Source organism: Cyanobium sp. ATX-6F1, from assembly GCF_047395825.1.
Lineage (GTDB): Bacteria > Cyanobacteriota > Cyanobacteriia > PCC-6307 > Cyanobiaceae > ATX-6F1.
Genome location: NZ_JBCEBF010000003.1, coordinates 404,951 through 430,413 on the forward strand (window position 1 = coordinate 404,951; position 25,463 = coordinate 430,413).

The 25,463-nt window shown below is 64.7% G+C and carries 35 protein-coding genes, 1 tRNA gene and 3 pseudogenes; 17 read left to right on the forward strand and 22 right to left on the reverse strand.

Annotation, left to right across the window (positions count from 1 at the left end; all coding sequences use genetic code 11):
- Window positions 1-55 precede the first annotated feature (55 nt).
- The 3 genes and pseudogenes from AAF143_RS13735 (at window position 56) to AAF143_RS13745 (ending at window position 2,215) form a co-directional block, all read left to right on the forward strand.
- Window positions 56-1,015, forward strand: a complete 960-nt coding sequence (locus tag AAF143_RS13735; RefSeq protein WP_255006307.1) for an orange carotenoid-binding protein — start codon at window positions 56-58, stop codon at window positions 1,013-1,015.
- A gap of 8 nt (window positions 1,016-1,023) precedes the next feature.
- Window positions 1,024-1,874: pseudogene (locus tag AAF143_RS13740) on the forward strand (fatty acid desaturase).
- A gap of 23 nt (window positions 1,875-1,897) precedes the next feature.
- Window positions 1,898-2,215 (forward strand): hypothetical protein, encoded by a 318-nt coding sequence (locus AAF143_RS13745; protein ID WP_255006310.1) that lies wholly within the window; start codon window positions 1,898-1,900, stop codon window positions 2,213-2,215.
- Window positions 2,216-2,256: 41 nt separating this feature from the next.
- Here AAF143_RS13745 and AAF143_RS13750 read toward each other — a convergent pair whose 3' ends face one another.
- Window positions 2,257-3,342, reverse strand: coding sequence for an ABC transporter ATP-binding protein (locus AAF143_RS13750; RefSeq protein WP_255007115.1), 1,086 nt, complete (start codon window positions 3,340-3,342; stop codon window positions 2,257-2,259).
- Between the two features lie 97 nt (window positions 3,343-3,439).
- Between AAF143_RS13750 and AAF143_RS13755 the strand changes: the two are divergent.
- Window positions 3,440-3,840: pseudogene (locus AAF143_RS13755) on the forward strand (Rid family detoxifying hydrolase).
- Window positions 3,841-3,877: 37 nt separating this feature from the next.
- On the opposite strand, the gene AAF143_RS13760 reads toward AAF143_RS13755, so the two are convergent.
- From AAF143_RS13760 to AAF143_RS13775, 4 genes are all read right to left on the reverse strand, one after another.
- Window positions 3,878-4,810 (reverse strand): M48 family metallopeptidase, encoded by a 933-nt coding sequence (locus AAF143_RS13760; protein ID WP_255006318.1) that lies wholly within the window; start codon window positions 4,808-4,810, stop codon window positions 3,878-3,880.
- Between the two features lie 76 nt (window positions 4,811-4,886).
- Window positions 4,887-5,342 (reverse strand): methyltransferase family protein, encoded by a 456-nt coding sequence (locus AAF143_RS13765; protein WP_414027199.1) that lies wholly within the window; start codon window positions 5,340-5,342, stop codon window positions 4,887-4,889.
- A gap of 211 nt (window positions 5,343-5,553) precedes the next feature.
- Window positions 5,554-6,132, reverse strand: coding sequence for a hypothetical protein (locus AAF143_RS13770; protein WP_255006320.1), 579 nt, complete (start codon window positions 6,130-6,132; stop codon window positions 5,554-5,556).
- A 70-nt stretch (window positions 6,133-6,202) separates the two neighbouring features.
- Window positions 6,203-6,367: a hypothetical protein gene (locus AAF143_RS13775; protein WP_414027200.1), complete on the reverse strand. Its 165-nt coding sequence runs from the start codon at window positions 6,365-6,367 to the stop codon at window positions 6,203-6,205.
- A 676-nt stretch (window positions 6,368-7,043) separates the two neighbouring features.
- Between AAF143_RS13775 and AAF143_RS13780 the strand changes: the two genes are divergently transcribed.
- Window positions 7,044-7,117, forward strand: a tRNA-Pro gene (locus tag AAF143_RS13780).
- Between the two features lie 107 nt (window positions 7,118-7,224).
- Here the strand turns inward: AAF143_RS13780 and AAF143_RS13785 are convergent.
- From AAF143_RS13785 to AAF143_RS13810, 6 genes are all read right to left on the reverse strand, one after another.
- A complete protein-coding gene (locus tag AAF143_RS13785) occupies window positions 7,225-7,431 on the reverse strand; it encodes a hypothetical protein (RefSeq protein WP_414027201.1) in 207 nt (68 codons plus the stop codon).
- Complete coding sequence (locus tag AAF143_RS13790; RefSeq protein WP_255006323.1) at window positions 7,418-8,614, reverse strand: hypothetical protein; 1,197 nt, start codon at window positions 8,612-8,614, stop codon at window positions 7,418-7,420. The genes AAF143_RS13785 and AAF143_RS13790 overlap by 14 nt, the downstream gene beginning before the upstream one ends.
- Window positions 8,615-8,647: 33 nt before the next feature.
- The gene (locus tag AAF143_RS13795; RefSeq protein WP_255006324.1) at window positions 8,648-9,523 is read right to left on the reverse strand and encodes a hypothetical protein; all 876 of its coding nucleotides are present in this window, start codon (window positions 9,521-9,523) and stop codon (window positions 8,648-8,650) included.
- On the reverse strand, window positions 9,523-9,936 hold the full coding sequence (locus tag AAF143_RS13800; protein WP_255006325.1) for a hypothetical protein: 414 nt from the start codon (window positions 9,934-9,936) through the stop codon (window positions 9,523-9,525). Before AAF143_RS13800 ends, AAF143_RS13795 begins: the two co-directional genes overlap by 1 nt.
- A gap of 8 nt (window positions 9,937-9,944) precedes the next feature.
- Window positions 9,945-11,204, reverse strand: a complete 1,260-nt coding sequence (locus tag AAF143_RS13805; RefSeq protein WP_255006327.1) for a collagen-like protein — start codon at window positions 11,202-11,204, stop codon at window positions 9,945-9,947.
- Window positions 11,205-11,386: 182 nt separating this feature from the next.
- Window positions 11,387-11,662, reverse strand: coding sequence for a prevent-host-death protein (locus AAF143_RS13810; RefSeq protein ID WP_255006329.1), 276 nt, complete (start codon window positions 11,660-11,662; stop codon window positions 11,387-11,389).
- 241 nt (window positions 11,663-11,903) lie between these two features.
- Here AAF143_RS13810 and AAF143_RS13815 point away from each other — a divergent pair, with 241 nt between their 5' ends.
- From AAF143_RS13815 to vapB, 4 genes and pseudogenes are all read left to right on the forward strand, one after another.
- Window positions 11,904-12,290: an MbcA/ParS/Xre antitoxin family protein gene (locus AAF143_RS13815; protein WP_255006331.1), complete on the forward strand. Its 387-nt coding sequence runs from the start codon at window positions 11,904-11,906 to the stop codon at window positions 12,288-12,290.
- 223 nt (window positions 12,291-12,513) lie between these two features.
- Window positions 12,514-13,044: pseudogene (locus AAF143_RS13820) on the forward strand (RES family NAD+ phosphorylase); the annotation flags it as partial.
- Window positions 13,045-13,450: 406 nt separating this feature from the next.
- Window positions 13,451-13,666 (forward strand): hypothetical protein, encoded by a 216-nt coding sequence (locus AAF143_RS13825; RefSeq protein WP_414027202.1) that lies wholly within the window; start codon window positions 13,451-13,453, stop codon window positions 13,664-13,666.
- A gap of 94 nt (window positions 13,667-13,760) precedes the next feature.
- Window positions 13,761-13,997: a type II toxin-antitoxin system VapB family antitoxin gene (vapB, locus tag AAF143_RS13830; RefSeq protein WP_255006336.1), complete on the forward strand. Its 237-nt coding sequence runs from the start codon at window positions 13,761-13,763 to the stop codon at window positions 13,995-13,997.
- A gap of 29 nt (window positions 13,998-14,026) precedes the next feature.
- On the opposite strand, the gene AAF143_RS13835 is transcribed toward vapB, so the two are convergent.
- Window positions 14,027-14,371, reverse strand: a complete 345-nt coding sequence (locus AAF143_RS13835; RefSeq protein WP_255006338.1) for a type II toxin-antitoxin system PemK/MazF family toxin — start codon at window positions 14,369-14,371, stop codon at window positions 14,027-14,029.
- On the reverse strand, window positions 14,368-14,595 hold the full coding sequence (locus AAF143_RS13840) for a ribbon-helix-helix domain-containing protein (RefSeq protein ID WP_255006339.1): 228 nt from the start codon (window positions 14,593-14,595) through the stop codon (window positions 14,368-14,370). The genes AAF143_RS13835 and AAF143_RS13840 overlap by 4 nt, the downstream gene beginning before the upstream one ends.
- Window positions 14,596-14,814: 219 nt before the next feature.
- Between AAF143_RS13840 and AAF143_RS13845 the strand changes: the two genes are divergently transcribed.
- Together AAF143_RS13845 and AAF143_RS13850 are read left to right on the forward strand one after the other, a co-directional pair.
- Window positions 14,815-15,084 carry a type II toxin-antitoxin system ParD family antitoxin gene (locus AAF143_RS13845; RefSeq protein ID WP_255006341.1) on the forward strand — a complete coding sequence of 90 codons (270 nt, stop codon included), beginning with the start codon at window positions 14,815-14,817 and terminating at the stop codon, window positions 15,082-15,084.
- Between the two features lie 9 nt (window positions 15,085-15,093).
- Window positions 15,094-15,393, forward strand: coding sequence for a type II toxin-antitoxin system RelE/ParE family toxin (locus tag AAF143_RS13850; protein WP_255006343.1), 300 nt, complete (start codon window positions 15,094-15,096; stop codon window positions 15,391-15,393).
- Window positions 15,394-15,438: 45 nt separating this feature from the next.
- Here AAF143_RS13850 and AAF143_RS13855 read toward each other — a convergent pair whose 3' ends face one another.
- Window positions 15,439-15,681, reverse strand: a complete 243-nt coding sequence (locus AAF143_RS13855; protein WP_255006345.1) for a type II toxin-antitoxin system Phd/YefM family antitoxin — start codon at window positions 15,679-15,681, stop codon at window positions 15,439-15,441.
- An 83-nt stretch (window positions 15,682-15,764) separates the two neighbouring features.
- Between AAF143_RS13855 and AAF143_RS13860 the strand changes: the two genes are divergently transcribed.
- Window positions 15,765-16,325, forward strand: coding sequence for a L,D-transpeptidase (locus tag AAF143_RS13860; RefSeq protein ID WP_255006347.1), 561 nt, complete (start codon window positions 15,765-15,767; stop codon window positions 16,323-16,325).
- Between the two features lie 333 nt (window positions 16,326-16,658).
- Here AAF143_RS13860 and AAF143_RS13865 read toward each other — a convergent pair whose 3' ends face one another.
- Window positions 16,659-17,642 carry a GGDEF domain-containing protein gene (locus AAF143_RS13865; RefSeq protein ID WP_255006348.1) on the reverse strand — a complete coding sequence of 328 codons (984 nt, stop codon included), beginning with the start codon at window positions 17,640-17,642 and terminating at the stop codon, window positions 16,659-16,661.
- Window positions 17,643-18,677: 1,035 nt separating this feature from the next.
- Here AAF143_RS13865 and AAF143_RS13870 point away from each other — a divergent pair.
- The 3 genes from AAF143_RS13870 to AAF143_RS13880 all read left to right on the forward strand — a co-directional run bounded on the left by AAF143_RS13870 (window position 18,678) and on the right by AAF143_RS13880 (window position 19,521).
- Window positions 18,678-18,803, forward strand: a complete 126-nt coding sequence (locus tag AAF143_RS13870) for a hypothetical protein (protein WP_414027203.1) — start codon at window positions 18,678-18,680, stop codon at window positions 18,801-18,803.
- A 9-nt stretch (window positions 18,804-18,812) separates the two neighbouring features.
- Window positions 18,813-18,971, forward strand: a complete 159-nt coding sequence (locus AAF143_RS13875; RefSeq protein ID WP_255006350.1) for a hypothetical protein — start codon at window positions 18,813-18,815, stop codon at window positions 18,969-18,971.
- A gap of 151 nt (window positions 18,972-19,122) precedes the next feature.
- Complete coding sequence (locus AAF143_RS13880) at window positions 19,123-19,521, forward strand: hypothetical protein (RefSeq protein WP_255006352.1); 399 nt, start codon at window positions 19,123-19,125, stop codon at window positions 19,519-19,521.
- Between the two features lie 230 nt (window positions 19,522-19,751).
- On the opposite strand, the gene AAF143_RS13885 is transcribed toward AAF143_RS13880, so the two are convergent.
- The 6 genes from AAF143_RS13885 to AAF143_RS13910 form a co-directional block, all read right to left on the reverse strand.
- A complete protein-coding gene (locus tag AAF143_RS13885; RefSeq protein ID WP_255006355.1) occupies window positions 19,752-20,552 on the reverse strand; it encodes a glycosyltransferase family 2 protein in 801 nt (266 codons plus the stop codon).
- Window positions 20,553-20,918: 366 nt separating this feature from the next.
- Window positions 20,919-21,134, reverse strand: a complete 216-nt coding sequence (locus AAF143_RS13890) for a Nif11-like leader peptide family natural product precursor (RefSeq protein ID WP_255006357.1) — start codon at window positions 21,132-21,134, stop codon at window positions 20,919-20,921.
- 81 nt (window positions 21,135-21,215) lie between these two features.
- The gene (locus AAF143_RS13895) at window positions 21,216-21,662 is read right to left on the reverse strand and encodes a TspO/MBR family protein (RefSeq protein ID WP_255006369.1); all 447 of its coding nucleotides are present in this window, start codon (window positions 21,660-21,662) and stop codon (window positions 21,216-21,218) included.
- A 56-nt stretch (window positions 21,663-21,718) separates the two neighbouring features.
- Complete coding sequence (locus AAF143_RS13900; protein ID WP_414027204.1) at window positions 21,719-21,952, reverse strand: thermonuclease family protein; 234 nt, start codon at window positions 21,950-21,952, stop codon at window positions 21,719-21,721.
- Window positions 21,940-22,260 carry a thermonuclease family protein gene (locus AAF143_RS13905; RefSeq protein ID WP_414027205.1) on the reverse strand — a complete coding sequence of 107 codons (321 nt, stop codon included), beginning with the start codon at window positions 22,258-22,260 and terminating at the stop codon, window positions 21,940-21,942. The genes AAF143_RS13900 and AAF143_RS13905 overlap by 13 nt, the downstream gene beginning before the upstream one ends.
- Before the next feature lie 6 nt (window positions 22,261-22,266).
- Window positions 22,267-22,503: a hypothetical protein gene (locus tag AAF143_RS13910; protein ID WP_255006373.1), complete on the reverse strand. Its 237-nt coding sequence runs from the start codon at window positions 22,501-22,503 to the stop codon at window positions 22,267-22,269.
- A 112-nt stretch (window positions 22,504-22,615) separates the two neighbouring features.
- Between AAF143_RS13910 and AAF143_RS13915 the strand changes: the two genes are divergently transcribed.
- Complete coding sequence (locus tag AAF143_RS13915) at window positions 22,616-23,053, forward strand: VOC family protein (RefSeq protein WP_255006375.1); 438 nt, start codon at window positions 22,616-22,618, stop codon at window positions 23,051-23,053.
- A gap of 61 nt (window positions 23,054-23,114) precedes the next feature.
- Here the strand turns inward: AAF143_RS13915 and AAF143_RS13920 are convergent, their stop codons facing one another.
- Window positions 23,115-24,101 carry a substrate-binding domain-containing protein gene (locus AAF143_RS13920; RefSeq protein ID WP_414027206.1) on the reverse strand — a complete coding sequence of 329 codons (987 nt, stop codon included), beginning with the start codon at window positions 24,099-24,101 and terminating at the stop codon, window positions 23,115-23,117.
- A 171-nt stretch (window positions 24,102-24,272) separates the two neighbouring features.
- Between AAF143_RS13920 and AAF143_RS13925 the strand changes: the two genes are divergently transcribed.
- The gene (locus AAF143_RS13925; RefSeq protein WP_414027207.1) at window positions 24,273-25,463 is read left to right on the forward strand and encodes an extracellular solute-binding protein; all 1,191 of its coding nucleotides are present in this window, start codon (window positions 24,273-24,275) and stop codon (window positions 25,461-25,463) included.

The window sequence follows — 25,463 nt, forward strand, 5'->3', positions numbered from 1 at the left end:
ACATCGAAGCTACTCTGTTAGAGTAGGTACATCTTTCATCCACTAACTGGGAGCCATGTCTTTCACCATCGATGCCGCCCGCAGCATTTTCCCGCAGACCCGCACGGCCGACATCGTTCCCAGTACCCTCGCGCGCTTCGACCAGCTCACGGTTGAAGATCAGCTTGCCCTGATCTGGTTTGCCTACAAGGAAATGGGCAAAACGATCACCGTGGCAGCCCTGGGGGCCGCAAGAATGCAGTTCGCCGAGCGCACCCTCAGCGAGCTTCGCGGGATGAGCTTTGCCGAGCAGACCAAGGTGATGTTTGACCTCGCCAATCACATCAACACGCCCATCAACCGAACCTACGCGCTCTGGTCCAACAACATCAAGCTGGGCTTCTGGTATGAGCTAGGGGTGTGGATGGAGCAGGGAATCGTTGCGCCCATTCCCGTGGGCTACCAGCTCTCCGCCAACGCCGCCGCCGTTCTCAGCACCATCAAGGGAATGGAGGCTGGTCAGCAGATCACGGTTCTTCGGAACATGGTTGTGGACATGGGTTATGACCCCAAGAAGATGGAGGGTGCCGAAACGATCAGCGAGCCACTCGTGAGCCCCACCGCTGCTTCCGAGCGCACTCAGGTTTCGATCGAGAATGTGGATAATCCCACCGTGATCGAATACATGAATCTTCTGAACGCCAATGACTTCGACAACCTGATCGAGCTGTTTCTTCCCGATGGAGCGCTTCAGCCGCCGTTCCAGAAGCCGATCATCGGCAGGGAGGCGGTGCTCAAGTTCTTCAAGCAGGATTGCCAGAATCTGGTGCTGGTTCCCACCAAGGGCGTCAGCGAGCCCGCCGATGGCGGCTTCACGCAGATCAAGGTCACGGGGAAAGTCCAGACGCCCTGGTTCGGAGCGGGTGTGGGCATGGATGTGGCCTGGAGATTCCTGCTGAATCCGGAGAACAAGATTTTCTTCGTGGCGATCGATCTGCTCGCTTCCCCCAAGGAACTGCTCAATCTGATCCGCTGATTGCACGCATGCCCTGTTCGAGCGCAACGCCGAGCCGAAGCGATCGATCGGGGCCCCTTCACCGGCAACAGAGCCCAGGCGGAGCCCTGTGTTCAGCGGGTGGGCCAGCTTCCACGGACCTGACCGGAGTCGTCCTGGCGGCTTTGATCATCGCCGGCTGGATCCTCAGTCTTGGCGGATGTCTGATCGAAGCCGAACACCTCCCGGCCATCGGGGTCGTGATCGCCCTGCTGTGTCGCACCTTTCTGCACACAGGCCTGTTCATCGTTGCCCATGATGCGATGCACGGCAGCCTCTTCCCAGGCAACAGGCGACTCAACCACGGAATCGGGCGGGTCGCCCTTGGGCTCTATGGCTGCCTCGACTACGACCTCTGCCTCACCAACCATCAGCGCCATCACGCCTCACCGGCAAGCCGCCAAGATCCCGACTATCACGATGGCCTTCGCTCCCATCCACTGAGCTGGTACATCAGATTCATGGGTGGGTATCTTTCCCCCTGCAGATGACCCTCCTGGTCGGGCTCTGGGCGGGGGGCTGGATGACCCTCCGATCAACGGGCAGCGGATTGATCGCCTCCATCCTGCTGTTCTGGACCTTGCCCCTGCTGTTGAGCTCGGTTCAGCTCTTCCTGTTCGGAACCTACCTGCCCCACAGGGGAAGCTTGGGGACCACCTTGAAGACCCACGAGGTTCGGAGCTGGGCGCTTCCACCGCTGCTGTCGCTGCTGAGCTGTTATCACTTCGGCTATCACTGGGAGCACCATCGCTATCCACAGGTTCCCTGGCACCTGTTGCCACGGGTCCATGCAATCGAAACCTGCTCGCGTAAACGCCACGCGCAGCGCTACGATGACTGATTGACCTTGAAGGCAGGTAGATCGTGGAGGATGACTGGAGCGATGATGAGCAGGAAACCGCCAGAGTGGCCTTTGCCTTGGCCTACGAACGGGATCTGGCCGATCTGACGCGGAGCGTGCAGGAGTTGAGCAGCTCCATCGTCACTCTCGATCAGGTCTGGGGACTCCACGATTATCTCAGCACCAGGAGATATGAATTCGATGGAAAGTATGATTTCAAGCCATCTTCCCTGCTGTTCACATTCGCAGGCATGGTGAAAGATGGCCTGCTAGAGATCAGCGAACTGGAGGGTCTCGATCACAATAAGCTTGCCAAGATCACCGCTCTCTCGAGGATGTAGCTCCCAGCCGAACGAGCACCACGAAATGTACGCCCTTGGCGTTACGGCACAGCCGCCGATTCTGCCACGGGCCTGACGGCCACTCGCTCGGGAAACAACAGACCCAACGGCTCGCTTTTGAGCCGCAGCCGGCACCGCTGCCCCCGCTCCAGTTCGCTTTCCAGGGGTAGCCGCAGGCGCAGGCGCAGCGTGCCCACCTCCACCTGGTAGAGCCATTCGCGGCCCAGGAATTCCCGGCCCACCACCAGGGCTTCACCTGCGGGGTCGGCCGCCAGATCAAAGCCGCTGGGGCGAATCAGCACCTCCAGGGGCTCACCGGCCCTCGCCCGTTCGGCCCTGGGCTCGCCATCGGGCTCGAACACCCCAACGGCGGTGTGGATCCGCGTTCCCTCGCGCCGGGCCGGCACGAGGTTGCCCTGGAGGGCGAAGCCGCCCACGAAGGCGGTGGCGGGGTGCTCCACCAGCTCCCGGGGGCTGGCGCACTGCTGCAGCACTCCGGCCTGGAGCACGGCCACCCGGTCACAGATCGCCAGCGCCTCCTCCGGATCGTGGGTGACGATCAGGCCGCTGGCGCCGCAGCGGCTGAGCACCCCGGGCAGTTCGCCGCGCAGGCGCGTGCGCACCTCCACGTCCAGGTTCGAGAACGGTTCATCCAGCAGCACCAGGGACGGGGCCGGCGCCAGGGCCCGGGCGAGGGCCAGGCGCTGGCGCTGGCCGCCGGAGAGCTCATGGGGGTAACGGCGCTCGAGCCCCCTGAGCCCCAGCAACTCCAGCAGCCAGGCGGCACGGCTGCGGTCCTGATGGGGACGCAGGCCAAAGCAGGTGTTGCGCCAGGCATCGAGGTGGGGGAACAGGGCGTAGTCCTGGAAAACCATGCCCACACCGCGCCGCTCCGGCTCCAGCCAGCGGTGCGGTCCTGCCACTTCACGGCCCTCGATCCAGACGCTGCCGCGCTCTGGGCGCTCGAAGCCGGCGATCAGGCGCAAGAGCGTGGATTTGCCGCAACCGGAGGGGCCCAGCAGGCCCACCAGTTCGCCGGGCCGCAGCTGAAAATCGATCGCCGACAGGGTCCAGTCAGCGCCAGAGGCGCTGCTGCCGTAGCGGTGCCACAGATCCCGCAACTCCAGCTGGGGCGTGGCCGGAGTGCCTGGGGGCGTCGATGGTGGGGAATCGGTGCCGACGATGGGCGTCCGGCCATAAGCTCAGCGCCCCATCTTCACCCCCATGGTTGCCGCCCCCGACCTCGAAGCGATCACCACGGCCCAGGCACCGGCCCCGGTGGGTCCCTACAACCAGGCGGTCAAGGCCGGGGGTTGCTGTTCTGCTCCGGTCAGATCGCCCTCGATCCGCTCACCGGAGCGCTGGTTGGCGACGGCGATGTGGAAGCGGAAACGCGTCAGGTGCTGGCCAACCTGGCAGCGGTGCTGGCAGCGGCGGGCGCCTCGCCCCAGCAGGTGGTGCGCACCACCGTGTTCCTGGCGGATCTGGGGGACTTCGCCAAGGTGAACGCCCTCTACGCCGGCAGCTTTGGCGCGGGGGTGTCTCCGGCGCGGGCCTGCGTGCAGGTGGCCGCCCTGCCCAAGGGGGCGCGGGTGGAGATCGACGCCATCGCCGTGCTGGGCTGATGGGCCGCCCACGGCGCCAGAACCCATCGCAGCCCAGCTAGGGCAACGGGCCAGGCTCCGGCAGGGTGCGCACGGTGAGCAACTGATCGCCCGGATCCCAGCTCCAGCGCGGGGCTGTGGCCGTGCGCTCGCCACGGTTGGCCTGGGCCTTGCGCCAGGCGGCCAGATCCCGCTGCAAGGGGCCCTGGAGATAGGCCCTGGCGGCCGAAAGCCGGCGGCTGTAGCCGGGATGGGTTTCCAGGGGTGCCTCGGGGGCGTAGTCGGCGTCGAGCTGGGCACCGTTCTGCAGCTGCTGGACGCAGATCACCGGATCGTGGCCGGCGATGGCGGTCATCAGCATGGCGTTGCGATCGGCCGCCAGTTCCTGCTGCCGGGAGAGGCGGGCCAGGGCCCTGTGGCGCTGCTGCTCCGGCAGGTCCTTCCAGAGGCCATTGGCCGCCCGGGAGCTGAGGAACGCATGGCGGCGCAGGAAGTGGGTGAGTTCGTGGGCGACGACGCAGCGCAGGGCACCGGGGTCGTCTTCGTGGACCAGGAAGAACGATCGATCGAAGCTGATCAGACCGTGGGCGTAGGTGCGGGCACTGGCGGTGCCCAGCAGATAGGAGAGACGGTTGATCTGGCGATGGACCGGGGTTTCGGCCTCAGCGGGGGAGAGGTGGGCCCAGTGCTCGCAGGCGTCACCGCTCTCCTTCTCCTGCTTACTGGCCTTGCACAGGCCTGCCTTCTGGGCCCAGTAGGGGGCCGTCTCCCCGGCCTCAAGCGCGAAGCGGATGGGGGTCGTGCGGATGGCATTGGCGCGCAGCAGCTGATCAGTGACCGCCTGCAGCTGGCTCAGCTCCCGGGGCGGCTTCGGTTCCCCGCAGCCCGCCAGGGCCAAGGCACAGCCCAGGGCCACCAGCAGGACCCCACGGCGGTGGCTGGGGCCCGCCTTGAGCGGGGGGCCGACAGAAGCGGGTGACTGCGAATCCACAAGCTGTTCAACGGTCCATTGATTCTCCCCGCAACCAGGGCGATCCGTGCCGTGGACTGCCTGCAGCGGCCTCCGATCACGATCGGGGCGGTGAAGGGGATGCGCCTCTGACGGCCCTTAGGGGCCAAAGGAGGCCGGTGTGGAGACTCCAATGACGGTGGGCCTCGGGGAAGCGCTCCGCCAGGTGTCGATCTTCCACCCGTGCCTGGAGCCCCAGCGCCACCAGACAGAGGCCATAGATGCCGAAGGCCAACCAAGTGCCCGCGAGCAGCGCAAAGCCCAGATCCATCAGCGCATCGCCCAGGTACATCGGATGGCGCACCACGGAAAACAGGCCGCCACGGGTGAGCAGCGCCTCAGGGTGATCGAATCGACCCCGCCGCCGTTTGAGCAGCCCGTAATGCGTAAAGACCGTCCCTCCACCGATGAGCACCAGGATCTGGGCTGCGGGGATCGGAACGACTACGGCCGGCGGCACGTCCAGCAGGAACCGGGCAACACCACAGGCGATCAAGGCCATGGCCCCCAGCACCTTCAGCTTCCACCAGAGGGTGCCATGGTGGCAATGATCCAGCGGGGTCCCACCAGGAACCAGCGGAGGTTCCACTGCAGAGGTCCCATCCCAGGGATCCGACTCAGCCGAAACGTTCATGGACAAGCGAAGGGAGGGAGCGGCCCCAGAGCGACCTGATCGAGCGAGCGTCCGTGAACTCCGTGGCTCAGACCAATCAACCTGGCGATGCTCAACGTATCGGCGCCATCAGGTGCTGATAGGGAGTTCCAGGCCACATCACATAGGGCTTCGATGGATCTGGTTTGGGGCTACTGGGATAGGAAGCGTAGAAGCTGGGATCGGCACCGACCACCATGATGTGTGGGCCGGTCTTGATCCAGTGATTCGACGCCGTGGGTTTCTGGGCATGGGGATCGGTGTTACTGGCGTCGGTCCCGCCTGCGAGCATGTACATCAAGCCCACCTTCCCTCGAGCTGGTGCGGTCTGACTCACCCATGCCTGGACCCAGTCCAATGAAGGGCGATCCATGCACATCGGATCGGGCCCTGGCGTTGCGGGGTTGTCGGGCATGCAGGTGAAGCCGTTGGTACCCGCTCGAAGGGTCCGCATCTCACCCCCTTTCTTCATCACAACAATCGTGGCTCCCTTGGCAACGGCAAGCGGTGCCGCCGACATGGCACTCATGATCAAAGCCTTGTCCTGTTTTGATCCAACGTCTGCTGCTTTCCCAACAGCATGCTGAGTCGGCAGCAGAAGGGTTGCGACGAACAGAAGAAAAAGTCCGGTGATCCTGGCGAACTTATTCATGGGGAAGACCTGCAGATGATCCGCCAAGAGCCTCAGAATCCAAGCCGCTGAAGGGTGAACTGAATCGCAATCAGCCCGGCCAAGTGGGGAGGCCACCGCTGAGCAAGGTGCCGCGATGGCGCCAGAGCACTTCGGGCTTGATGCTGATCCCATGGGCCCCGGCGAGTTCAGCGGCCTCCTCGGTGGAATGGCTATGCCGAAGGGAGTTGGCAAAATCCCGGTTGCTGTGAGCCAACTCCCTGATCCGGTGCAGGGCATCCTGCGGATTGGTGAAGGCGTGCTCGGCGGTAGCGGAAGCAGAAGTGGAAACAGATGGCATGTGCGTGTTCATGGTGTACCTCTCCATCTACCACCAACGCTAGTGGGGTTCACTGGGACGGATCAGCCTTGGGTACGGACAATGAGTATTCATGCCCTCATAATTTTTATTTCCTCCGTCCGGATGGGTGACTCAACCAAGGATCAATCACAAAGAACCGTTGAGGTGAGAAGCCAGAGCGATGCGCTGGGCTGGCATCAAGGCTGGAACGAAATGTTCTTCGCAGACGAAGGCCTCTTGAAGCGAAGGGTGCTCCCGTCAGAGTTGCCAACCTGACGCTGGGTCATTCCATGGAGGCGACGCTGTAAGCCTCGCTCTGCCATCGGGCTCTCGCCCCAAGCAGCGTTGAGCCGGAGCAGCGGCTGCTCCGTATCGACCAGGACAGCCAGCACCGGGACACCTCCGTGGGCGATCTCCACTGGCTCGATGACGCGCAGCATGTCCTGGCTGCACCGCCACGCACCCCAAAGAAGCCCTGATTGGTGCCCGCGAAATCGGAGGGACCCCACTCCACCGCCCCAGAGCCTCGACTGCAGCTGATCTCAAGCCAGGCCAAGGGGAGTGGGGCATCTGGGCCCTATGGTGGGCTGATCGGGGCGTGGCGCAGCTTGGTAGCGCGGGTGCTTTGGGAGCACTAGGTCGCAGGTTCGAATCCTGTCGCCCCGACTGCAGTCATAACAAGGGCTCTCGGACATTCCGGGGGCCCTTCTTTATCGCCATTTCCGGCAGCGTGAGCGCAAAATGAGCGCAAACTCACCGCAGGTCCTCTCGGTTCAGATCGGCTCCTCGATCACCTCCCAGCCCTGCTGCCGGTACCAACGCGCGATCTGGTTCGCCATCCCAGGCGGCACATCGAACACCCGGTGATCGGGGGCCGGCGCCTCGGCGTTCTTCCCCCTTGAGTCCAGCCAACGGCGCTCACAGCGAATCCGAATCAGTCCGCATGTCACCGCAGGGCCGCAGCTCTCAACCGTTGCCACGGGGCCACAGCACCCCAGTGGTAGGCCTACCGCCACCACCGCCCCCGCCACTGCCCTGCAGTTGCTTGGCATAGAAGGGGTGCTGGCGCACTCCAGCGGCGCCGATCGCCACCATGCTCCAGTCCGTCAGGAAGTCCGGTGCAGCAGCCGGCCCCATCGCCAGGGGCTGCAACGGTGCCATCGGGCAAAAGCTCAACCGATCGGGCATCGTCGCCCACGGCAGCGAGCCCACCGTGCTCCAGCCCGCCAACGCCGCAGGCGTCCCGGTTGGCTGCAGGAACCAGAGATCGGTGGCACCGCTGTACGCCGCCGCCAGCTGGTAGAAGGTACCGCCACCGGCAGGAGAGGCGGCCCGGCCCAGGCGGCGCGGATCACTGATCTGGTTGCTGCCCAGCCAGAGACAATCCGGCAGCGCAACCCGTGGCTGGATGGTGCCAGGAGCGAACACACCGCTGGTGGTGGTCGCATACAACCCGCAGCCACGAATGAGTTGCTGTTCGCTGCCCGTTGGTGGCGGCGGAATCACAGACGACGCCACCATCGTGTTGTTGTTCCAGATGTAGCTGTTCTGCGAGTAGAACATGCCGACATAGGCGTTGGAGCGGTTGAAGAACACATTCCAGCCTGATGTTGCCGGTGACCTGAACAGAACCATCGTGTGGTTCTGCGTGTAGGTGTCCGCGCCGATCGGTGCGATCGAGTAGCAGAAGAACTCACGGCCTGGCGCCGTGTCCATCAGCACCAGCAGCATGGCGCCGTAATCAATCGCCGGCGATCCATCCGGCGCGTAATGGGACAGGCCCGCGTTGACGCTGAACAAGGTCGTCGCGAAGGTGCCGTAGCCGCCGTTGCTGCTGTCGTTGGTGTAGGCGCTCTCGAGGCCCAGTCTCAACAGAGCTGAGCTGGACGAGGCGCTATAGCCCTGGACTTTGCTGGTGTTGTAGAAGCTCAAGAGCACCGGATTGAGCGGATGGCCCAGGCGCCACACATACCCGTAGCTCGTTGCACCCGTTGCGGAGTTGTGATCCTTGACGATGGCCAGCGGGCAGTTGTTGCCGGCGTTGCCGTTCACCGCCGCCGCGAAGGCCGAGAAGGCCTCCGTCAGCTTCTGGCCTGGGTTGGCGGGCAGTGCGCTGGTCCAGTTCCAGGAGGCCCATTGCAGGGCTGAAGTGGCAAGGGCCATGGGGAAGAACTGCGCTGGGAGCTGGTAGTGGGTTCAGGTGGTGGGATTAACGACCCGCACCGCCAGGCGCGAGGGGCCGAGTTGCAGCCATTCGCTGCCGTCAGCCGCCTTGAAATAGCCGAGGTTGGAGAAGGTGCGGTTGTAGATCGCCAGGTCCTCCGGCAACACCACCGGATCCCACCACTGCACCGGCGGCAGTGGCACCACGTAGCCCACACCAGGCGTGATCGGGATCCACTGCGCTGGCCGGCTGAGCACAAACGGCGGGCCACTGCTGAACCATTCCTGGCGGAAGCCCCCAGACAGCAGCAGCTGCGGCAGGTTGCGGCTCCAGGCCACCGTGTTGATCACAGCGGCCATGTCGGTGTTCGAGAGGTGCCAGTCGCCGGTGGTGACGTCCTTGGCGATCAGCAGCGGCAGGGCCTGACGGTTGGAGAAGCTGTGCTGAGAGAGGCTAAAAGCAAAGAACTCCTGGCCCGGTTTCAGGCTCCAGGCCGTCGCCGCCCCAATCGGGCAGGGCTGATTCAGCGTGGCCAGCGTGTTCGTTGTGCCCCGGCCACCAGAGAGCAGCCCGTGGCTGCCGAGGCCGCCAGCGGGGTTATGGCCCAAGGCCAGCCCCACATGCGTGCTCACCGCCGCCGTGGTCGTGTTCATCACCCACTGGCTCATCAGCTCCACCGGCGAGCCGAGGTTCTGAGCCGTGAGCCGTGCCCGGATCGTCCAGCCGAGGAACCCGGGCGCCCCCGCGCTGTTGGTGAGCAGGGTCAGCAGCTGGCCGAGGTTCTGAGAATTGGCCGCACTGGTCCAGGTGGCCAGCTCCATGTCCACCTGCGCCGCCATCACGCTCAGCGCACCCAAGGCGTTTGGCTCGTCACCACGGCGCGAAAGATCGCGGATCGTTGCCGCCATCAGGACGGCACCGTGTCGTGCTCGATCAGGGCCCGCACCGTCACCGTCGCCGCATGGGCCACGTTCAGCGCAGTCCTGATCCGAGCGAAGAGCCGCGCCCGCAGCGGCGACTCGCCGTTGGAGTAGGTGGAGCCCGGTGCGGGCAGCAGCCACGGGATCACGCCATCGAAGCTCAGATCCAGCAGCACCCCCGCCGAGAGCGGCGGATCCTCCACGATCGGCCGCGCCGTATCAGCGTTCCGCGCTTGCGCGCTCGCATAGAAGGTGATCCAGGCGGCGATGTCACAGCCCACCGCCAGGAAACGGCCATCAGTGCCCAGCTCCACGAAGGTCAGATCCAGCACCGACGGGGCGGTGACAGTCGCCGTGACCCGCTGCTCCTCCACGCGCCGAGGCGTGTCGATCCTCGCCACCCAACCCATCAGGGCACCACAGGGATCTTGCGGATGGCGCGGGTGGTCTGGCTGAAGGTCTTGCTGATCGGCCCCCAGGAGCCGTAATACCAGTCCTGGCAGATCGCCGTGGTGGCTTGATCCTCAGTCGAGGTCCACATGTTCCCCTCGAAGAACGCCTGAGCACCACCGATCTGAAACAGCGGGAACGCACTCTGCGGCGGGATCGACAGGCTGTAGTTCGCCGTGGTCACCGGCACCGCGTAAGCATTGGCGCCGAACCCTCCAGTGTTGCCGTCGGTGTTGTCGGGTTTGAACTTGCGGTACAGGATCTCCAGCTCGTAGAGCGCCGGCACATACCAGTCGCTATAGCCGCCGATCGTGAGCGCCCGCGCCCACTGGGCAGCAGGGTGGCCGGCATCGTTGGCAGCGTTGCTGTTGGCAAGGCCATCGAACGTGCTGCTCGCCCCGGCCGTGGCCGTGTTGGCGGTTTTGAGCACCTTGAGAGCCTGACCGGTGGCCTTGGGCGCAATGATCAGCGCATGGGTGGCCACCCCATTCGCCGTAGCCGAGATCAGCCCGCCGTAGTAGCCGCCCTCGAGGGCGCCGCCGATCGCCGGCAGGTTGGCCACTGGAGTGCCAGCCGTGACCGTCAGCTTGTAGACGGTCCCCGAGACCGTGTCGAGGTACATGTCCCCGTCGATCTGGCCGGGGATGTTGGCCGGCGGCGGCCCGCTGCCCACAAACCAGCCCGTGCCACGGGTGCCCACCGCGCCAGCGGCGCCAGCCGCGCCGGCCGGGCCCTGGAGGCCCGCTGCTCCAGCCGCGCCAGCCGGGCCCTGGGGTCCAACGGCGCCAGCCGGTCCCTGCGGGCCGGCGGCTCCAGCGGGCCCCGTCGCACCAGCCGGGCCCTGGATTGCGCCTGCATTGACCCAGACGTTGCCGGTGGCGTCCCAGGAGTAGAGGGTGTCGCCCTCGTCCTGAACGATGTAGGCGTCACCCTGCTGCCGGTTCGAGGTCGGCAGCGCCGAGTAGGTGGCAACCGTGCCCTTGAGGTTGATGCCAGTGCCGGCCGCGCCTTGCGGGCCGGCCGGGCCGGACGGGCCGACTGCGCCTGCCGTTCCAGCCGGCCCCTGCGGGCCGGTGCTGCCGGCTGCACCGGCGGTGCCGGGTGTGCCCTGCGGGCCTGATGGCCCTTGCGGGCCGGCTGACCCGGGTGCGCCGGCCGCTCCAGCTGGACCAGGGCTGCCCTGCGGGCCAAGCAGCGAGCCAGTTGAACTCCAGGGCATCGAGGGCGGGCCGAATCACGTCACCAGCTATTGCCATGGGCAAGCCTGGAGGGTGGTGAGTCAGTCGCGGGGATCGCTGATTCGAGAGCCGATTCGTCCACGAGCTGAACGGTCCACATCAATCACTGAAACGCCTCAGGTCAAGATGCTGGCGTCGAGCACCAGGCGCTTGCGCACCTTGCTCACGCCTTCTTCCTGGCGCCCCGGGTCTGCCGCTGACGCCACCCCTTGAAGTCAGTGGCCAAGTCTTCTTCAGAGAGGCCGAGGCGCAGAAGCTCAGCCTGCATCTGACGGCTGGCCTCGATCAGCTGCTCCCGTTCGCTGAGATCAGGGTGCTGCGGCAGTGGAACGTAGAGGCCGATCGTGCGGCCGTGGCGGGTCACCTCGATCGGCGTCGAGGTTTCCAGATGAGAGGAGAGCTGTGCCCTGAGCTCCCGGATGCCCACACGGCTCGCCATCGCCAACCTCCAATTCAATGTGTACATACTCTGGAGGCTGATCGGCTTTCCTCCGTGTTCGCGGCGGTGCAAGGGAGATGGCAGGCCCAGCCGCTTGGCCTGGCTCTGCCAGTGACCAGAAGCAGCGCTCAGCTTCTGCCGTTTCGGGCTGATCTGGGTGGCCTTGGGCGGTGAAGCAGAAGCATGATGCCTGTCGATTTTGACTCAAGAGGGCTAGGTTTGATGCAAATGCATCAGATCTATGCCCCTTGTTGATCGCTCGCCACCAGTCGCCGCCTCAGCGGATCCGCTCACCGACGCCCAGCTTCTGCTCCAGGCGGTGGTGCGGGCTGCGGAAGAACTGGATCTGAGCCGCTTCGCCCTGGCGCGGGTGCTGGGACGTGACCGTTCGCTCTTTGGCCGTGGCAAAGGGATTGACCCGCTCTCCAAGACCGGCGAGCTGGCGCTGTTAGTGGTGCGTCTTTATCGCAGCCTGGCGGTGCTGGTGGGCAACGACCCTGCTCAGATGCGCCACTGGTTTCATACCGCCAACCGCCACACCGGCGGCGTCCCGGCCGAGCAGGTGCAGCGCACCGAGGCGCTGGTGGAGATCGTGCAGTACCTCGATGCCATGCGCGCCAGGATCTGAGCGCGATGGATCTGCTCGCCATCGCCCAGGCCGCCGCGGTTGTGCCCTTGAAGGGAACGGTGCTGCGGCTGGTGCAGCCGCAGGGCATCGACACGCTTGGCCCCCTGGTGGATGACCTCGAGCAGCTGGCGCGTCTGGAGGCCCTGGTGGAAACCAGCAAGCCCCCGTTGCCCTCCTTCTCACAGCGCACTCCCAGTCATCCACTGCTCACCACCCCGTTCCGCTATCCCCCCTGCCCCATGGTTCGCGCTTTGGAGGGCGGGAGCACAGGGGGATGTTTTATGGCTCCCGCAGCCGCTCTGGATCGCTGGTGGAAGGGGCTTACTACGCCCTGCTGTTCTGGGAGGGCCAAGTGGAATCCCCCGCTGAACCGATTCGCCGCCGCCAAGCCCTGTTCTCGGTGGAGATCGACACCAGCCGCGGACTGCAGCTGCAGAAGCTTGCCGTCGCCGGCGCCCAGGCCGCACTGCGCGACCCGCGTCACTACGGAGCCAGCCAACGGCTGGGGGACTGGATGCGTGAGGCCGCCATCGAGGCGTTTGAGTACCTCAGCGCCCGCTCCAGAGAGCCGTTGGTCCAGGTGGGGGTGTTCACCCCGGCGGCCCTCGGCTCCCCGCCCTTTGATCAGGTGGAGATCACCTGCGAGATCTGCGCTGATCACGCCTCCTTCTTGAGCCATGACGATGGGCGGATCCATCGCTATGCCAGGGAGTTGTTTCTGGTCGATGGGGAGCTGCCGCAGGCGGCCAACTGAACCCGGCGCTCAAGCCGGTCCTGTTTAGGCCAGGAGGCCGTATGAAGGTAATCGGCCATACCCCAATGTCACCGTCAATGGCCGCGACGTGAAACCCCTGGCCCAAAAGGGTTGGGGCTCAGGGGATCCGCAGTGTCCACGGCGGGGCAAGGGCGGCGCGAGTCGCTGACGCGACCCTTGCCCTCGCCGTGGTGGCCCTGCGTGTCCATCGACCACTCGGCATGTCCATCCATCTTCTGCTGATCTCCCGCGAGGAGCGTCCGAGCCACGCCTTCTCGCGCATCCGCCTGGTCATCGCGCCCACGCCAGATCTCGATCACACCCTGCTGAGTTGCGTGGTCGGGTGTCCGCCAGAGGAGCTGGAATTCACGCGAGTGGGCCCTGTTGAAGTGGCCCATGGCGGCCAGTGGGCCAAGAAACGCCAGCTCGATTCCCTGCACTGGCCGTTCCTCGATCAGCCCGCATCGATGGCACCCTCGCCGTCGCCCTGCAGCGGGGCTCATCCGGGGCCGGAAAGGCGCTACTCGATCTGCTGATCGAGGCCGGAGTCAAAACCACCGGGGAAGTTCCGCGCTGGCTGCTGCGCAATCGGGAGATCGTGCTGCGCATCCTGGCCTCCTGATCCAGCTCCCGCCAGGCTGCGGCCGGGCTTCTCTTGCTGACTCCTGCGGGACAAGCCACCCAGAGACAGACTCGCTGGAGATCCAGCCGGTTCGATGCGCTCTGTCACCAAGTTGTTCATGAGCCACCGCAGCCAGGCCGTCCGCCTCCCGGCCCATCTGCGGTTTCCCGACTCCGTCCAGGAGGTGGAGGTCCGTGCCTGCGGCCAGGAGCGGATCATTGCGCCGCTCGGCCGCAGCTGGGACAGCTTCTTCCTGGGTGGTCCGACAGTGACAGGCGACTTTCTGGCGGAGCGGGCTGCTCAGCATCAAGGCGAACGGGAGTTGTTCTGATTCGTCGATGGCCTCAAGTGGCGGCCACCTCAGGGGAGTTCCAGCCAGCCCCGTAGGGCCAGATCCAGGTCAATCAGCAGCTGGGGCTCCAGTTGCCCCACCACCTTGCCGAGGGAGCTGATCGGCACGCTGAACAGCTTGTCGACCATCAGCTGGGATGGCTTTTGCAGGCCGTTGCGTGCTGTTGGCTGCACGGGAAGCCGGACGAGGGGCGCCTCCACCAGGGTGCTGGTGAGCGGGCAGAGGGTGACGCTGGGATGGGCCTGCAGCCAGCGGTCGGCCTGGACCACCACCGCTGGTCTGGGTTCGCCGGAGTACACCCCCGGACTGGCCACGGTCACAACGGTGCCGCGGCGGAGCTCAGGCAGGCTCACGCGGTCCAGTCGCTCCAGTCGGGCATCTGTTCGCTCCAGTGCTGTTGAGGTTCCCGTTCGGCCAGCCGCTCGGACTGCCGGCGGGCTTCCTCGCCATCGCCATGGCGCATCAGGTATTGGGCAATGGCGTCTCGCACGCAGGCGCTGCGGCTCTTGCCGAGCTGCCGGGCCAGCTGATCGAGCTGCCGCTCGAGTTCCGGCTCCACCCGCACCCCGATCGCCATGATCCCCTGCTGTTGAACGATTTGTTCTACAGCGTAGGGAGATGGCGGCTCCCGGGCCAGCAGGTTTCGATCGATCCGCAGCTGCTGGCGCTGCTGACCAGACAGGGCGTCTCCCGTCGTCGGCCCGGAGGCGTTGCTCGCCGTGGCAAAGATTGACAGTCTTTGCCAGGATCCTTAGGCTCGAAATCTTGAGAGTGGTCCCTGGACGTCGTCATGACCATGAATGTCAGCCTCTCGCCTCAGCTCGAAGCCATGGTGAAGTCCAAGGTCGCCTCTGGCCTCTACACCTCCGCCAGCGAGGTCGTCCGCGAAGCCCTCAGGCTCATGGAGCAACAGGACCAGCTGCATTCTCTCAAGCTCCAGCAACTGCGACACGACATCCAGGAAGGCTTCAGTAGCGGGAAGCCGACCTCCTGGAATGCGGAGGAGATCAAGCAGGACGGACGCAGGCGCAAGGCGTCCCGCAGCACCGTCGCCCAGGGCGCGTGATCCGTCCAGGTGATTGTTCTCCAACCCCGCGCCAGGGCTGATCTAGCTGAAATCTGGGAGTTCATCGCCGAGGACAGCGACGCCCATGCCGATGCGTTCATCGATGTGATCGACCAGAAGTTTCAGGTGCTGGCGCAACAGCCCGGCATCGGCCGACGAAGGGACGAGCTTGCCGATGGTCTGCGCAGCTTTCCGGTGGGCAGTTACGTCATCTTCTATCTCAACGTTCCCGATGGGGTGCAGATCGTGCGGGTTCTGCATGGGGCCCGTGACCTGGAAACCACCTTCTGTGAGACAGCACCGGAATGAATGACGGAGGAACCATTCCTGCAGGGACTTTGAACGGCTCCTGGATCACCAGCCTGGCAGCTCGTGCAGGTCCGCCACTGGTGTGGCCAACCCATCGAGGATCGACTCGCGCATCCCCGGGATCGAAACCAGGTGCAGGGTTTCCTGGATGGCATTCCAGTCGGCCTCCGAGAGCAGCACGGCATTGCCGCGCTTGCCGGTGATCTGCACCGGCTCGTGTGTGTCGCCGACCTCATCGATGAGGGCATACAGCCGCTTGCGGGCTTCTGTCGCGGAAATGCTGGCCACCAGAGCAGAGCGTCAGGCACGTATGTCGAACCGTACCGCTGGCGGACCTGGCAATGGGTTGGACCCGAGACCCCCTTGCCGCCATGGCCACCCCAATGACCCCAGAGCGGTTCCAGGACCGCTGGGAAGCCTTCAAGGATGAGCCCCAGCAGGTGTCCGGGGTCTGGGGCCTCTACGACGCGATCAAGCAAGCCGACACAGGCGGTGTGATTCTCAGTGAGCAAGCCCCCTGGGCGCTCAAGTTCAGCGAGAAGCCACCGGCTCCCCCAACTCCCAGCGGAGGTCTCGATCCCCGTGGTGATGAAGAGGCCGGACTCGCCGGACCCAAGATCGCCGCACCGGTCAAACCAGGCGATTCCTATCTGCTCGTTAACGACCGGGACCAGGACATGGAGGCCTACGACCACTCCGGTGCCTTCCTGTGGAAGGTGCCGTGTCTGGCGCGGGGCCAGGGGGCTGACAACGACTGGAAACACACCAACACCGACACCCCGCCGGGGCTGTATCGGCTCGGCCAGCTCTATCCCGACTACGAGCAAAACCCCAGCCCGGCCTGCAGCGATACCGCCATGTCCTACGGCTGGTACAGCTTCGATCTGATGGAGCTGGAAAACCAGGAGGTCAAGGTCTTCCAGGAGCCCTGAGCCCGTGGAGCAGCGGCCGATCAACCGCGAGCTGTCCGGCGACAATCAGGTTGACGGCGGCTAAGGGGCTCGACGCTAGACAGTCGACACCGGGGACATCCTCTGGGAGGGCTGCCTGTGTCGCTCCGCTGTGCTGCTCCATCCGAGCGTGGAGCTCTGGGACTGGCTGGCGGCCGGACTGCCCTGGCAGGGAGCTGCCGGGGTACCAGCCGCCGATGTGAGTGGCCCCGTGGCCGCTGCTGCTGACGGGGCTTGGGTCGGTGGGGACAGTGGGCGACAATCTCGACCCGTTCGCCATCAAGCCGCTGAATCCATGTTGACAGGTGCTTTGCTCTAAACCAGGACGATTTGGTGCTCCAAACCACTGTTCTTAGCTTCCAACAAGGCCCGCTCTGCGCGATCCAACAACTCCTTGAACTTTCGGTCAGTCGGTGTCAGCTCGGCCAATCCACTGCTGGCTTGGGCGCCCAAATGGCTGACGCTGAAGATCCAGGGCAGGCGAGTGATGGCATACCGAATAATCTCAGACCGCTCTAATGCTTCGTCCTGTTCGCAGTCAACCATCAGGATTGCAAATTCATCAGCATGAATGCGTCCGATCAGATCATTCTGACGCTGGTTTGAGAGGAAAACCTCTGCCACATCACACAACAGCTCGTCTCCAATCTGATGGCCCCAACTGTTGTTTATTCTGGCAAAGTGATCGATATCGATCAATAGCAAGGCCATTGGCTTGCCGCTTTCGAGTGAACGGTTCAACTCTCGCTGCCCCAGCTCCATGAAACTCATCTTGTTGGCGAGTCCCGTGAGCGGGCACAGCATCGCCTGACGACGAAGATCCATTTCGCGAACCACCAAGTCGGCAAGATCTTGCAGGACACTCACCTGGTCTGCGCTGAAGGTGCGCGGCACCCGGTCAATCACGCAAAGTGTGCCGAGGTTGTGCCCATCAGAGGACTCCAAAGGTGCGCCGGCATAAAAGCGAATACCAGGCTCTCCGATCACCAAAGGGTTGTTGCAGAAACGGAGATCGCTTCTCGCATCATTCACCACCAACGGCTCACTACCAACGATGGCATGGGCACAGAAAGCCATCTCACGCGGGGTTTCAGTCGCATCTAGACCATGACGCGCAAGGAACCACTGGCGTTGATGATCGATCAGAGAAATTAGTGCAATGGGCGCATCCAGAACTGTGGAAGCCAGTCGAACCAAGCGGTCAAAGTTCTGGTCGCTCGGCTGATCAAGCACCCCGTAGCGCTCAAGATCACGCTGACGGTATGGCTCGTCTCGAGGCAGCGGATAATCAGGGTACAACTGGTTTCGCCCCAACAATTCTCACCCTAGATCGACCGCACGAGCACTTCGCAGCTGTATCCCCCGTGTCTTGATTCTTAGCAGTGCCAGGCCAACACGTTGCACTGGCTGAACAAGAGGTGCGCACTCCCCCAGAGCTCGAGAGTCAACGCCTACCAAGCGCCCCCAGCCCCATGACTCGCCTTGCACGTATTCGCCCTACACCAAACTGCAGTGAACGACTCCACCTGATGGACCTGAGCCGTTATCGACGTGTGCAGTAAGGGGCCGACGAGGGCCCGCACGGCTTAGCGCCCATGGGATCTGGGGTACCTCGAAGCCCACCCTGATGGACTGGGACTTCAGACGTTGGCACGCGGGATGGGGGCTGCTGATGGCAGCAGGTGAAGCCCAGTGCCATTGCGGTCGAGCGGGAATAGCCATGACTGACCGTTCTTCGATCGACCTTGCGAACCGCTGCCCTGACTTTGATCGCACTCATCTGTGCGACCTCGGTGACGATGCCTGCCTCAGCGAAGGTGCTCGCTGAAGGCGCTTGACAGTGCTGGAGGCTTCTACTGGCAAAAGCTAAAGAAGGCGGATAAGTCGATCCAGTACACCTGCCGCAAAAGGGTGAATCAGCGATCCAGAAGGACGCGAAGTACAACTGTGCCAAGGCCGCCAAACCCTGAGCCGGGGGAACGCCAGCTACCTGCGCTTGTGGTTCCGAGTAACTGTTGTCCTTCAATCCTTGTGCTATTCGATTCTGAACTGGCTGAGATAGGCGTTCCTCCAAACGTTCCAAACTGTTGGTTGCCCGTGACGAAGCGCTCAACCCATGTCTCTGGCAAGGAGCATGCTTCAGTGCGTAGCCCGTCTGAAGACGGCCTCTAACTGGACATCTCCGAACCTTTACCTATCCTTGCCGCAAGTCCAACCTGATCCGTGCCGATGGCACAACGAGCGTCCGGACGTTTGATTCCTCGGCGATACCTGCGTTATCCAGTCCCATCCAGGCTGCACGTGGTCGCTCAATTCAATCTGCTTCCCAATCATGTGCATCTGGGCCGTCTCAGGGACATCAGCGTGATCGGAGCCTGTCTGGCCCTGGCGGGGCGGCAGCGAATCCCCACCCACTCCGAGGGTCTGGTGGTGATCCACAGTCCAGAAGCCGAGGGATAACAACTCAGCATGCTCGCCCAGGTCTGCTGGTCAGCGCCGACCAATGACCTGACCCTTCTCGGTGTGGAGTTCACGGAGGGGCCACTGGCGGCGGGCAGCTTCCTCGATACCTTCATCACCGGTGCCTGGGTGAATGGCCAGCAGGAGAGCCATGAGGAGTCGACTTGAGGATCGACTGCCCCTGGCTGAGTGGTGCCACCAGGTTGTTCATGCCTTCTGCCGGCTGGTTGAGCTGATCGGACATCACCTTTAGCGCTCCTGGATGGGCATGGACCCGCCGCCGTGGTGCCAGGGTGGAGTTTGATGCGAGGCAGTCCCCATGGCCGATGCGCCCTATCTCGTCTGCCTCGCGCTCGTCGAGCAGGAAGGCCGCCGGCTGCTCCCCTTGGCCGGCAAATCCCAGAAGAACGCCACCGCAGCTGGCGACGCCCCTGGCGCCGAAGCCAGAAGCCTTGTCCTGGAACTCCTGATCAGGCTGTGGCAGCGCAGCGATCAAGGGGCGATCGCCCGGGCCTGCGCAGAGGACAGCCTGTTGCTGCTGGAACTTCCCCTGGAGTGGATGAGCAGTGAACTGCCGTCCCTGAAAGCGGCCTGGATCAACGGCGGGTCCACGGAGTCCCTGCTGAACAGCCTTCAGGAACAAATGCTTCAGGGATGGCGCATTTCCATCGCAAAGTATGAGGAACCCCGCTTCAGCGCCTGGCCGCAGAAGATCTAGCCAAGACCGTTGTTGGTGGCCATGTCTGAACATCTGCTCAACACCCCAAGGCCTTGACGACCTCATCGATTGGAGCGCTCAACCAAGCAGCGCAGACTCCGCTGTGGGCTGCGTCAATCGCGCGGACGGACAAGACGCGAGGAATGATCTTCATCCCTGTGCCAGGCGCATCAGCGGAACCTGCCATCGCATGGATCCAGCAATTCCATCCCTGGCAGGTCTGCGCAGAATCACACAACAGCCAGACCGCTCATGATGGTCTGCTGACCTTGCTCAATCTGGCGCACATCCATGGAGGCAAGAGCAGCCCATGGCGCACTGTCAATCTGGGCCTGGGAGAGAATTCGCTCACCCCGTTCCCAGGCGCTTCTGCGTGAGAGAAGTTCCAAGTCGTCAAACCAGGTCGTTTTTGTCATCTGCCCACCATGGAGCCGAATGTGATAAACATGGGCTTCAATCACAATGCCTGGTGCCATGCAGGTCACCGCCATCATCATGCCAATATCTTCACCTTGAGGTAACCCCATCCAACCGCCGGCTCGCTTCAGGAGGTTGGCTTCCACGAGCAAGGTTGTTGGACCCAATGGGATGCTGGCCTTCGGTGTTGGCCAGGCACGCCAGATATCCCCAGGGGAACTGGGGCCTGCGGGGACAATTCTAGGATCTGTCTTGTAATCGTCCGTACAATACCCAGCGGACCAAAGTACCCCATGCCGACCCCGGATCGCATCCAATCGTTGGTCAATCGAGTGTGGATAGAGCCAGTCATCATCATCGGCACTGGTGATCCACTCACCCCGTGCCATGACCAAGCCTAGATTGCGCGCCGCGGCTTGGCCGATTGGACGTTCCGTCGCAACAACCGTGGCGCCCTCGCAAATCCCAGCAGGGAGTTTGTCCCGACTGGCGCCATCAATGACGATGACATGTTCAACCGAGCCATCATTGTTCTTCAGGCTCTGATTCAACTCCACCAACATGCTGAGTCGATCTGGCAGCAGCCTGGTTGGAGTGATCACACTGACAGTCATCCAGTCACCTGAGATGCACTGCTTTGTGTTGAATGCAAATACCGTTTGCCTTGCTTATCTCTGGACTTCACGGTTGACCCTTTCATCTGTTTCAGCAAACGTTCACAGGCGCAAATAGGATGAATGAGCTCGCCTGTATTAAAGAGTGCATAAATAGACTAGCCGTACGCTGGCAGCCACGGGATCTCATCAAGAGATCCCCTCTCTATCTCGAGTTCCATGCTCCCTTGCCTGCTTGATTCGCAGGTATTGCCATAGAATCCCAGCCAGGCAAACGTAGCGTTTCCGTGCCGGTTCACAGGATCAATGGGCAACGCATCGGCACAGATCCGATCGAAGATCTTCCTTGGGGCTCCACGGGAAGTTTCAGCTGTATTCGCCTGGGACATCCTGCTTGATGATCGTCACCCGCCCAATCTTCTGGCCTGAGGCGCGCAGCAGTTCATCGCCGGAGAACTGGTAACCCAAGGGGGCCGCGATCTGAGCCACATCGTCCGCGGTTGAGGCGGCCATCACCTGCTGGCGCAGGGCTGGATCGTCCTGCACAAGGGCCAGGAAGTCCTTCAGCTGCTGGTGGGCCATGGCCCCTCGCCCGATCAAGTGGTTCAAGCATCGCGCAGCACAGGGACTCCTCCGGTCCTGCATCAGCTGCAGCGCTCAGGCTCACCGGTTCAGACGCTGCATGCGCCAGGTCACGAAGGTACCGATCGGGCTCCAGAGCAGATAGGGAACCAGCAGCCACCAACCTGGCCCGCTCACATCAGCTACCGCAATCGTGAGCGCCACACCCCAAGCCCAGCCGGCCGCCGCCAGCAGCGTTCCGTTGCGCAGGCTGCGGGTTCTGACGATCACCAGGGTGTAGCTCTGCACCAGCACGAGCAGCAGCAGGTAGCCAACCATCAACGGGGCGCTGCCACTGGCGTTCCAGCTCAGCAGGGCCGAGGCATAAAAACAGCCATAGATGCCGATCCAGATCAGCGGGATGAAGCGCTCAAAGGTCAGCCAGGCCGGCCGCCTGAGCCGGATGAACCACTGGAATTCATCGCGGCTGGGGTTGAGGCTGAAGGCCACACCCCCCATCACCACCAGGATCAGCAGGGCCGCCAGCACCGTTCAAGCGAAATCAAGACCCTCAGCCTGACGCACCCGGGGGCCCGTGGGTGTGCTCATGGCAGCCCGACATCAGAGATCTCCCTGCTGAAGCGGCCCCAGCGCACCTCCCAGGGCCGGGGAATGCCGCCGGGACGCTCCCACACCCCGAAGCGGTGTCGGCTCGCCCGGAACTCCGCCTCGAGGTAGTCCTGCTGGTTGCAGGCCGCGAGGTACCTCCGGTAGGTAAAGGCCTGGCCGTCCTCCACCATCGCCAGGCCCAGATTGACCTCAGCGATCACCTCGGCCACGGTGCGGCCGTAGCGATCAACCGTCTGGGAAGCAGGCGCACGCGGCTGCCGATCCGCAGCCGCGTGCGCAGGTATTGGCGAGAGCGCTCGCCGTAGGGATGCTGGGAGAGTTCGGGCGCATCAATGCAGGCCAGGCGCACGCTGATCGGCCGGCCGCCTTGGAGTACGCGGAGGCTGTCTCCATCACCGATCGAGAGCACGGTGGCGGGCACCTGCTCCTGAGCCTGCAGAGGCCATGACCCGCCCGGGCCCAGGACCGGGGCCAGGGCCAGCGCAGCGAGCAGGGTGGGCAGACGAGGCAGCGCCAAGGGGGCTCAGGCCAGGGCGCTCTTGCGGCGTTGCAGGGCAGCCAGGAGCGCCACCACACCAAGCGCCCCGCCGGCGGCCAGGAACACCAGGGTCTGGAGCAGCAGGAGGAACAATCCCAGGGCCGAGGCGGCCTTGATCTGGATCCTGGACTTGAGCAACAGGGTGAGCAGCACCAGAACGGTGGCCTTCAGGCCGGCCACCTGGGCCGCGACCAGCGGGCAGAAGGGAGAGGGCAACACCATGTCGTCGGAGCTTTAGGCCCATGCTGGCGGGCGAGGGCGCTGCCTGCGGTTTCAAGCGGGTTTAGGCGCAAAAGCCTCAAAGGGCGCTCCAGGGCGCTGCCAGCAAGCCTGGGTGGCGATCACCCATCCTGGAGATCCGACCACCGCAGCACGCTTGATCGATTCAGGGCCCCCAGGTGCAGCGCTTGTGCTGGCGGCCGACGATCCCGCCGCACTCGCCGGCTTCTACGGCGAGCTGCTGCTGGTGAAAGCGCTGCCGGGCTGGGGCCCTGGCCACTGGCGGCTGCCCTGGCCGCCGGGCGGCTGGCTGGAGATCTACGCCCCCTCGCGCTCGCGCCCCCAGCCCAGGCAACCCGGCCGCCTATCCCTTTGCCTGCAACGAACCGCCAGCCAAGACGATGCCCTCTCGGTGCTCACGGCCTGGATCGCAGCCGCGATCGCAGCCGGCGCCAGCGGGGCGGAACCACCCCGGCTTGAAGCCTTCGGCGCCGAGGCCTGGCTGCGGGACCCCGAGGGCAACCGGCTGCTGCTGCTGGTGCGGGTGCCCTGAGCGCCCCCTGGCCGCCGCCGACTGATTGCCTCAGCCCGCCTGCTGCCAGAGCCGCAGCAGCTCATCGCGTTGGGCCGGCGTCGGTGGCGGCAGGCGCTTCTGCCCGTTCGCCCAGGGCGCTGCCTCCCCGGCCGTTCGCCCGGCGAAAGCCGCGGGAAGCCAGCAGATCCTGGCCTTCCGCGCCGCCCAGGTAGGCCACAAAGCGTGCCCCATCGGCCTGGCGCCCCTGGCCCGCACCGCGCAGCACCGCCGCCGCCAGCACCGTCTCGATCGTGGGATCGGGCACCAGCACCTGGTAGCCACCGGGGCGCACTCGGGCGGCCTCCGGCTGCCGGGCCAGGGCCGAGGCCTCGTAGACCATCGCCAGATCCCCCTCGTTGGGTCCGCCGCTGATGAACTCCTTGAGCAGGATGTCGGTGGAGCGGGCCGGCCGGTACAGGGCCCTCCGCAGGCTTTCGACGCAGCCGGGCCTCGCCTCGCCCTCGCACCAGAGCGCCAAAGTCAGCTGGCCGGAATTGGAGCGCAGCGGATCGGTGGCGCGCAGGTCGAAACTGCCCCAGGCTGGCGGAGCCCCGAGGGCCTTCCACTGGCCGGCGGCGACGGCCTGGCGCAGGCGGCTCCAGCTGAAGCGGCCAGCGGGGAACAGCCGCTGGGCCCGCTGGGGCCAGACCACGGCCACCAGCAGGGTGCGGGCCACGGTTCGAGGAACCTCTGCAAACGGGCTGGCTTCCCCGCGAGCCTGCGCCGCCTCGGCCAACGCCGTCAGGTGGTCGCGGCTGGCGGGGATCAGCACCCGGGCCCGCTCCGGCCCGCCATCGAGCCAGCGGTTCACCATCTCCTGGGACCCCTGCACCTGCCATTCCAGGTCGATGTCGCTGTGTTGGCGCTCGAAGGCGGGCTCCAGCGCCTCCATGGCCGGCGCCAGTTCGGAGCCGATCGCCACCAGCAGGGGGCGCCTGAGCCCCGGCAGGGGTGCGGCCGCCAGCACCACGGCCACGGCGGCGAACGACAGCGAGATCATGCGCCTGCGCCGGAGGGTCGCCTGCACAGCCACGGTCACAAGGTCGAACCAGTCTGACCGCTGGAGCGCGAATCGCCCCACAATGGGTCTGTCGATGGGCAACCTCCATGGCCCGGCCCCTGCCGCAGGCCCTCTGCGCCTCCCTGCTGCTGAGCCTGGCGGGTTGCTCCTTCTGGTCTCCTCCCCCTGGAGTTGGAGATGCTGGTGGGCAGCGCCCTCAAGGGCTTCTGCCAGAGCGCAGCGGCGGCGATCGCCAAGGACCCACCCCAGCTCCCCGACCGCACCCCCGTGCTGCTGCGCTGCCGTTCCGCCGGCAGTGGCGATGTGGTGCAGCAGATCGAAGACCAGGCCCGGGGCGTGCTCCAGGGCGGCGGCGCGGCGGATGATCCGCGTATTCCCACCCTGCTCTCGGTGGACGGGGAGATCTACCTGGAGCTGCTGCGTCACCGGCTGCAGCGGCTGGCCCCGACCCGGGAGCTGATCCCCTTGCCCGCCGACGCCCCCGCTTTGGCGTCGAGCCCGATGGTGTTGATGACCACGCCTGAGCTGGCGAAGGGTCTGAACCGCCCTGACCCCTTCACCGCCCTGGCCCGCAGCAGCGACCACCACCAGCTCGACCCCAGCGGCCCCTTCCAGCCGATCCGCTTTGTGCACACCGCCCCGACCCGCTCCAACTCCGGCCTGCAGACGGTGGTGGCGATGGTGGCCGAGGCGTCCGGCAAGCGGCCTGAACAGCTCACGGTTGCCGATGTGCGTGCCCACGCCGATCAGTTGGCGGCGATCGAGCGCCATGTCACCCGTTACGGCAGCTCCACCGATGAACTCGCCCGGGCGATGCAGCGCAACGGGGTGTTCTGGGCCTCGGTGGGGGCGGTGTACGAATCCTCGGTGGTGGGGGTGAACAGCCGCCGCGGCCCCGACCAGGAGGCGATGAAGGCCGTCTACCCGCGTGCCATCTATGCCAGCACGATGCGGGTGATCCTGCCCAATGCCCCTTGGGTGTCGGCGAAGGAAAAACAGGCGGCCCTGTTGCTGATCGAACGGCTCCAACAACCGGCGATCCAGCAGTTGGCGGCCGCCGAGGGCCTCAGGCCCGCCAATCCCGCCGTGCCCGCCAGCCGCGTCACCCCCGCCCTGGGCGCCGATCCGGGCGCCGTCTACGACTCCCTGCGGGCACCGAAACCAGAGGTGGTCGAGGCGATCATCCAGGTGTGGCGGGATCTGGCCAAGAAGCCGTCGCGGGTGGCCCTGGTGGTGGACAGCTCCGGCTCGATGAAGGGGAAAAACTGGCGGCCGCCCAGCGCAGCCTGCAGGCCTACCTGGCCCAGATCGGCCCCCGGGACACGGTTGGACTGTTTGATTTCGATGCCAGCCTGCGCCCTCCAGTAG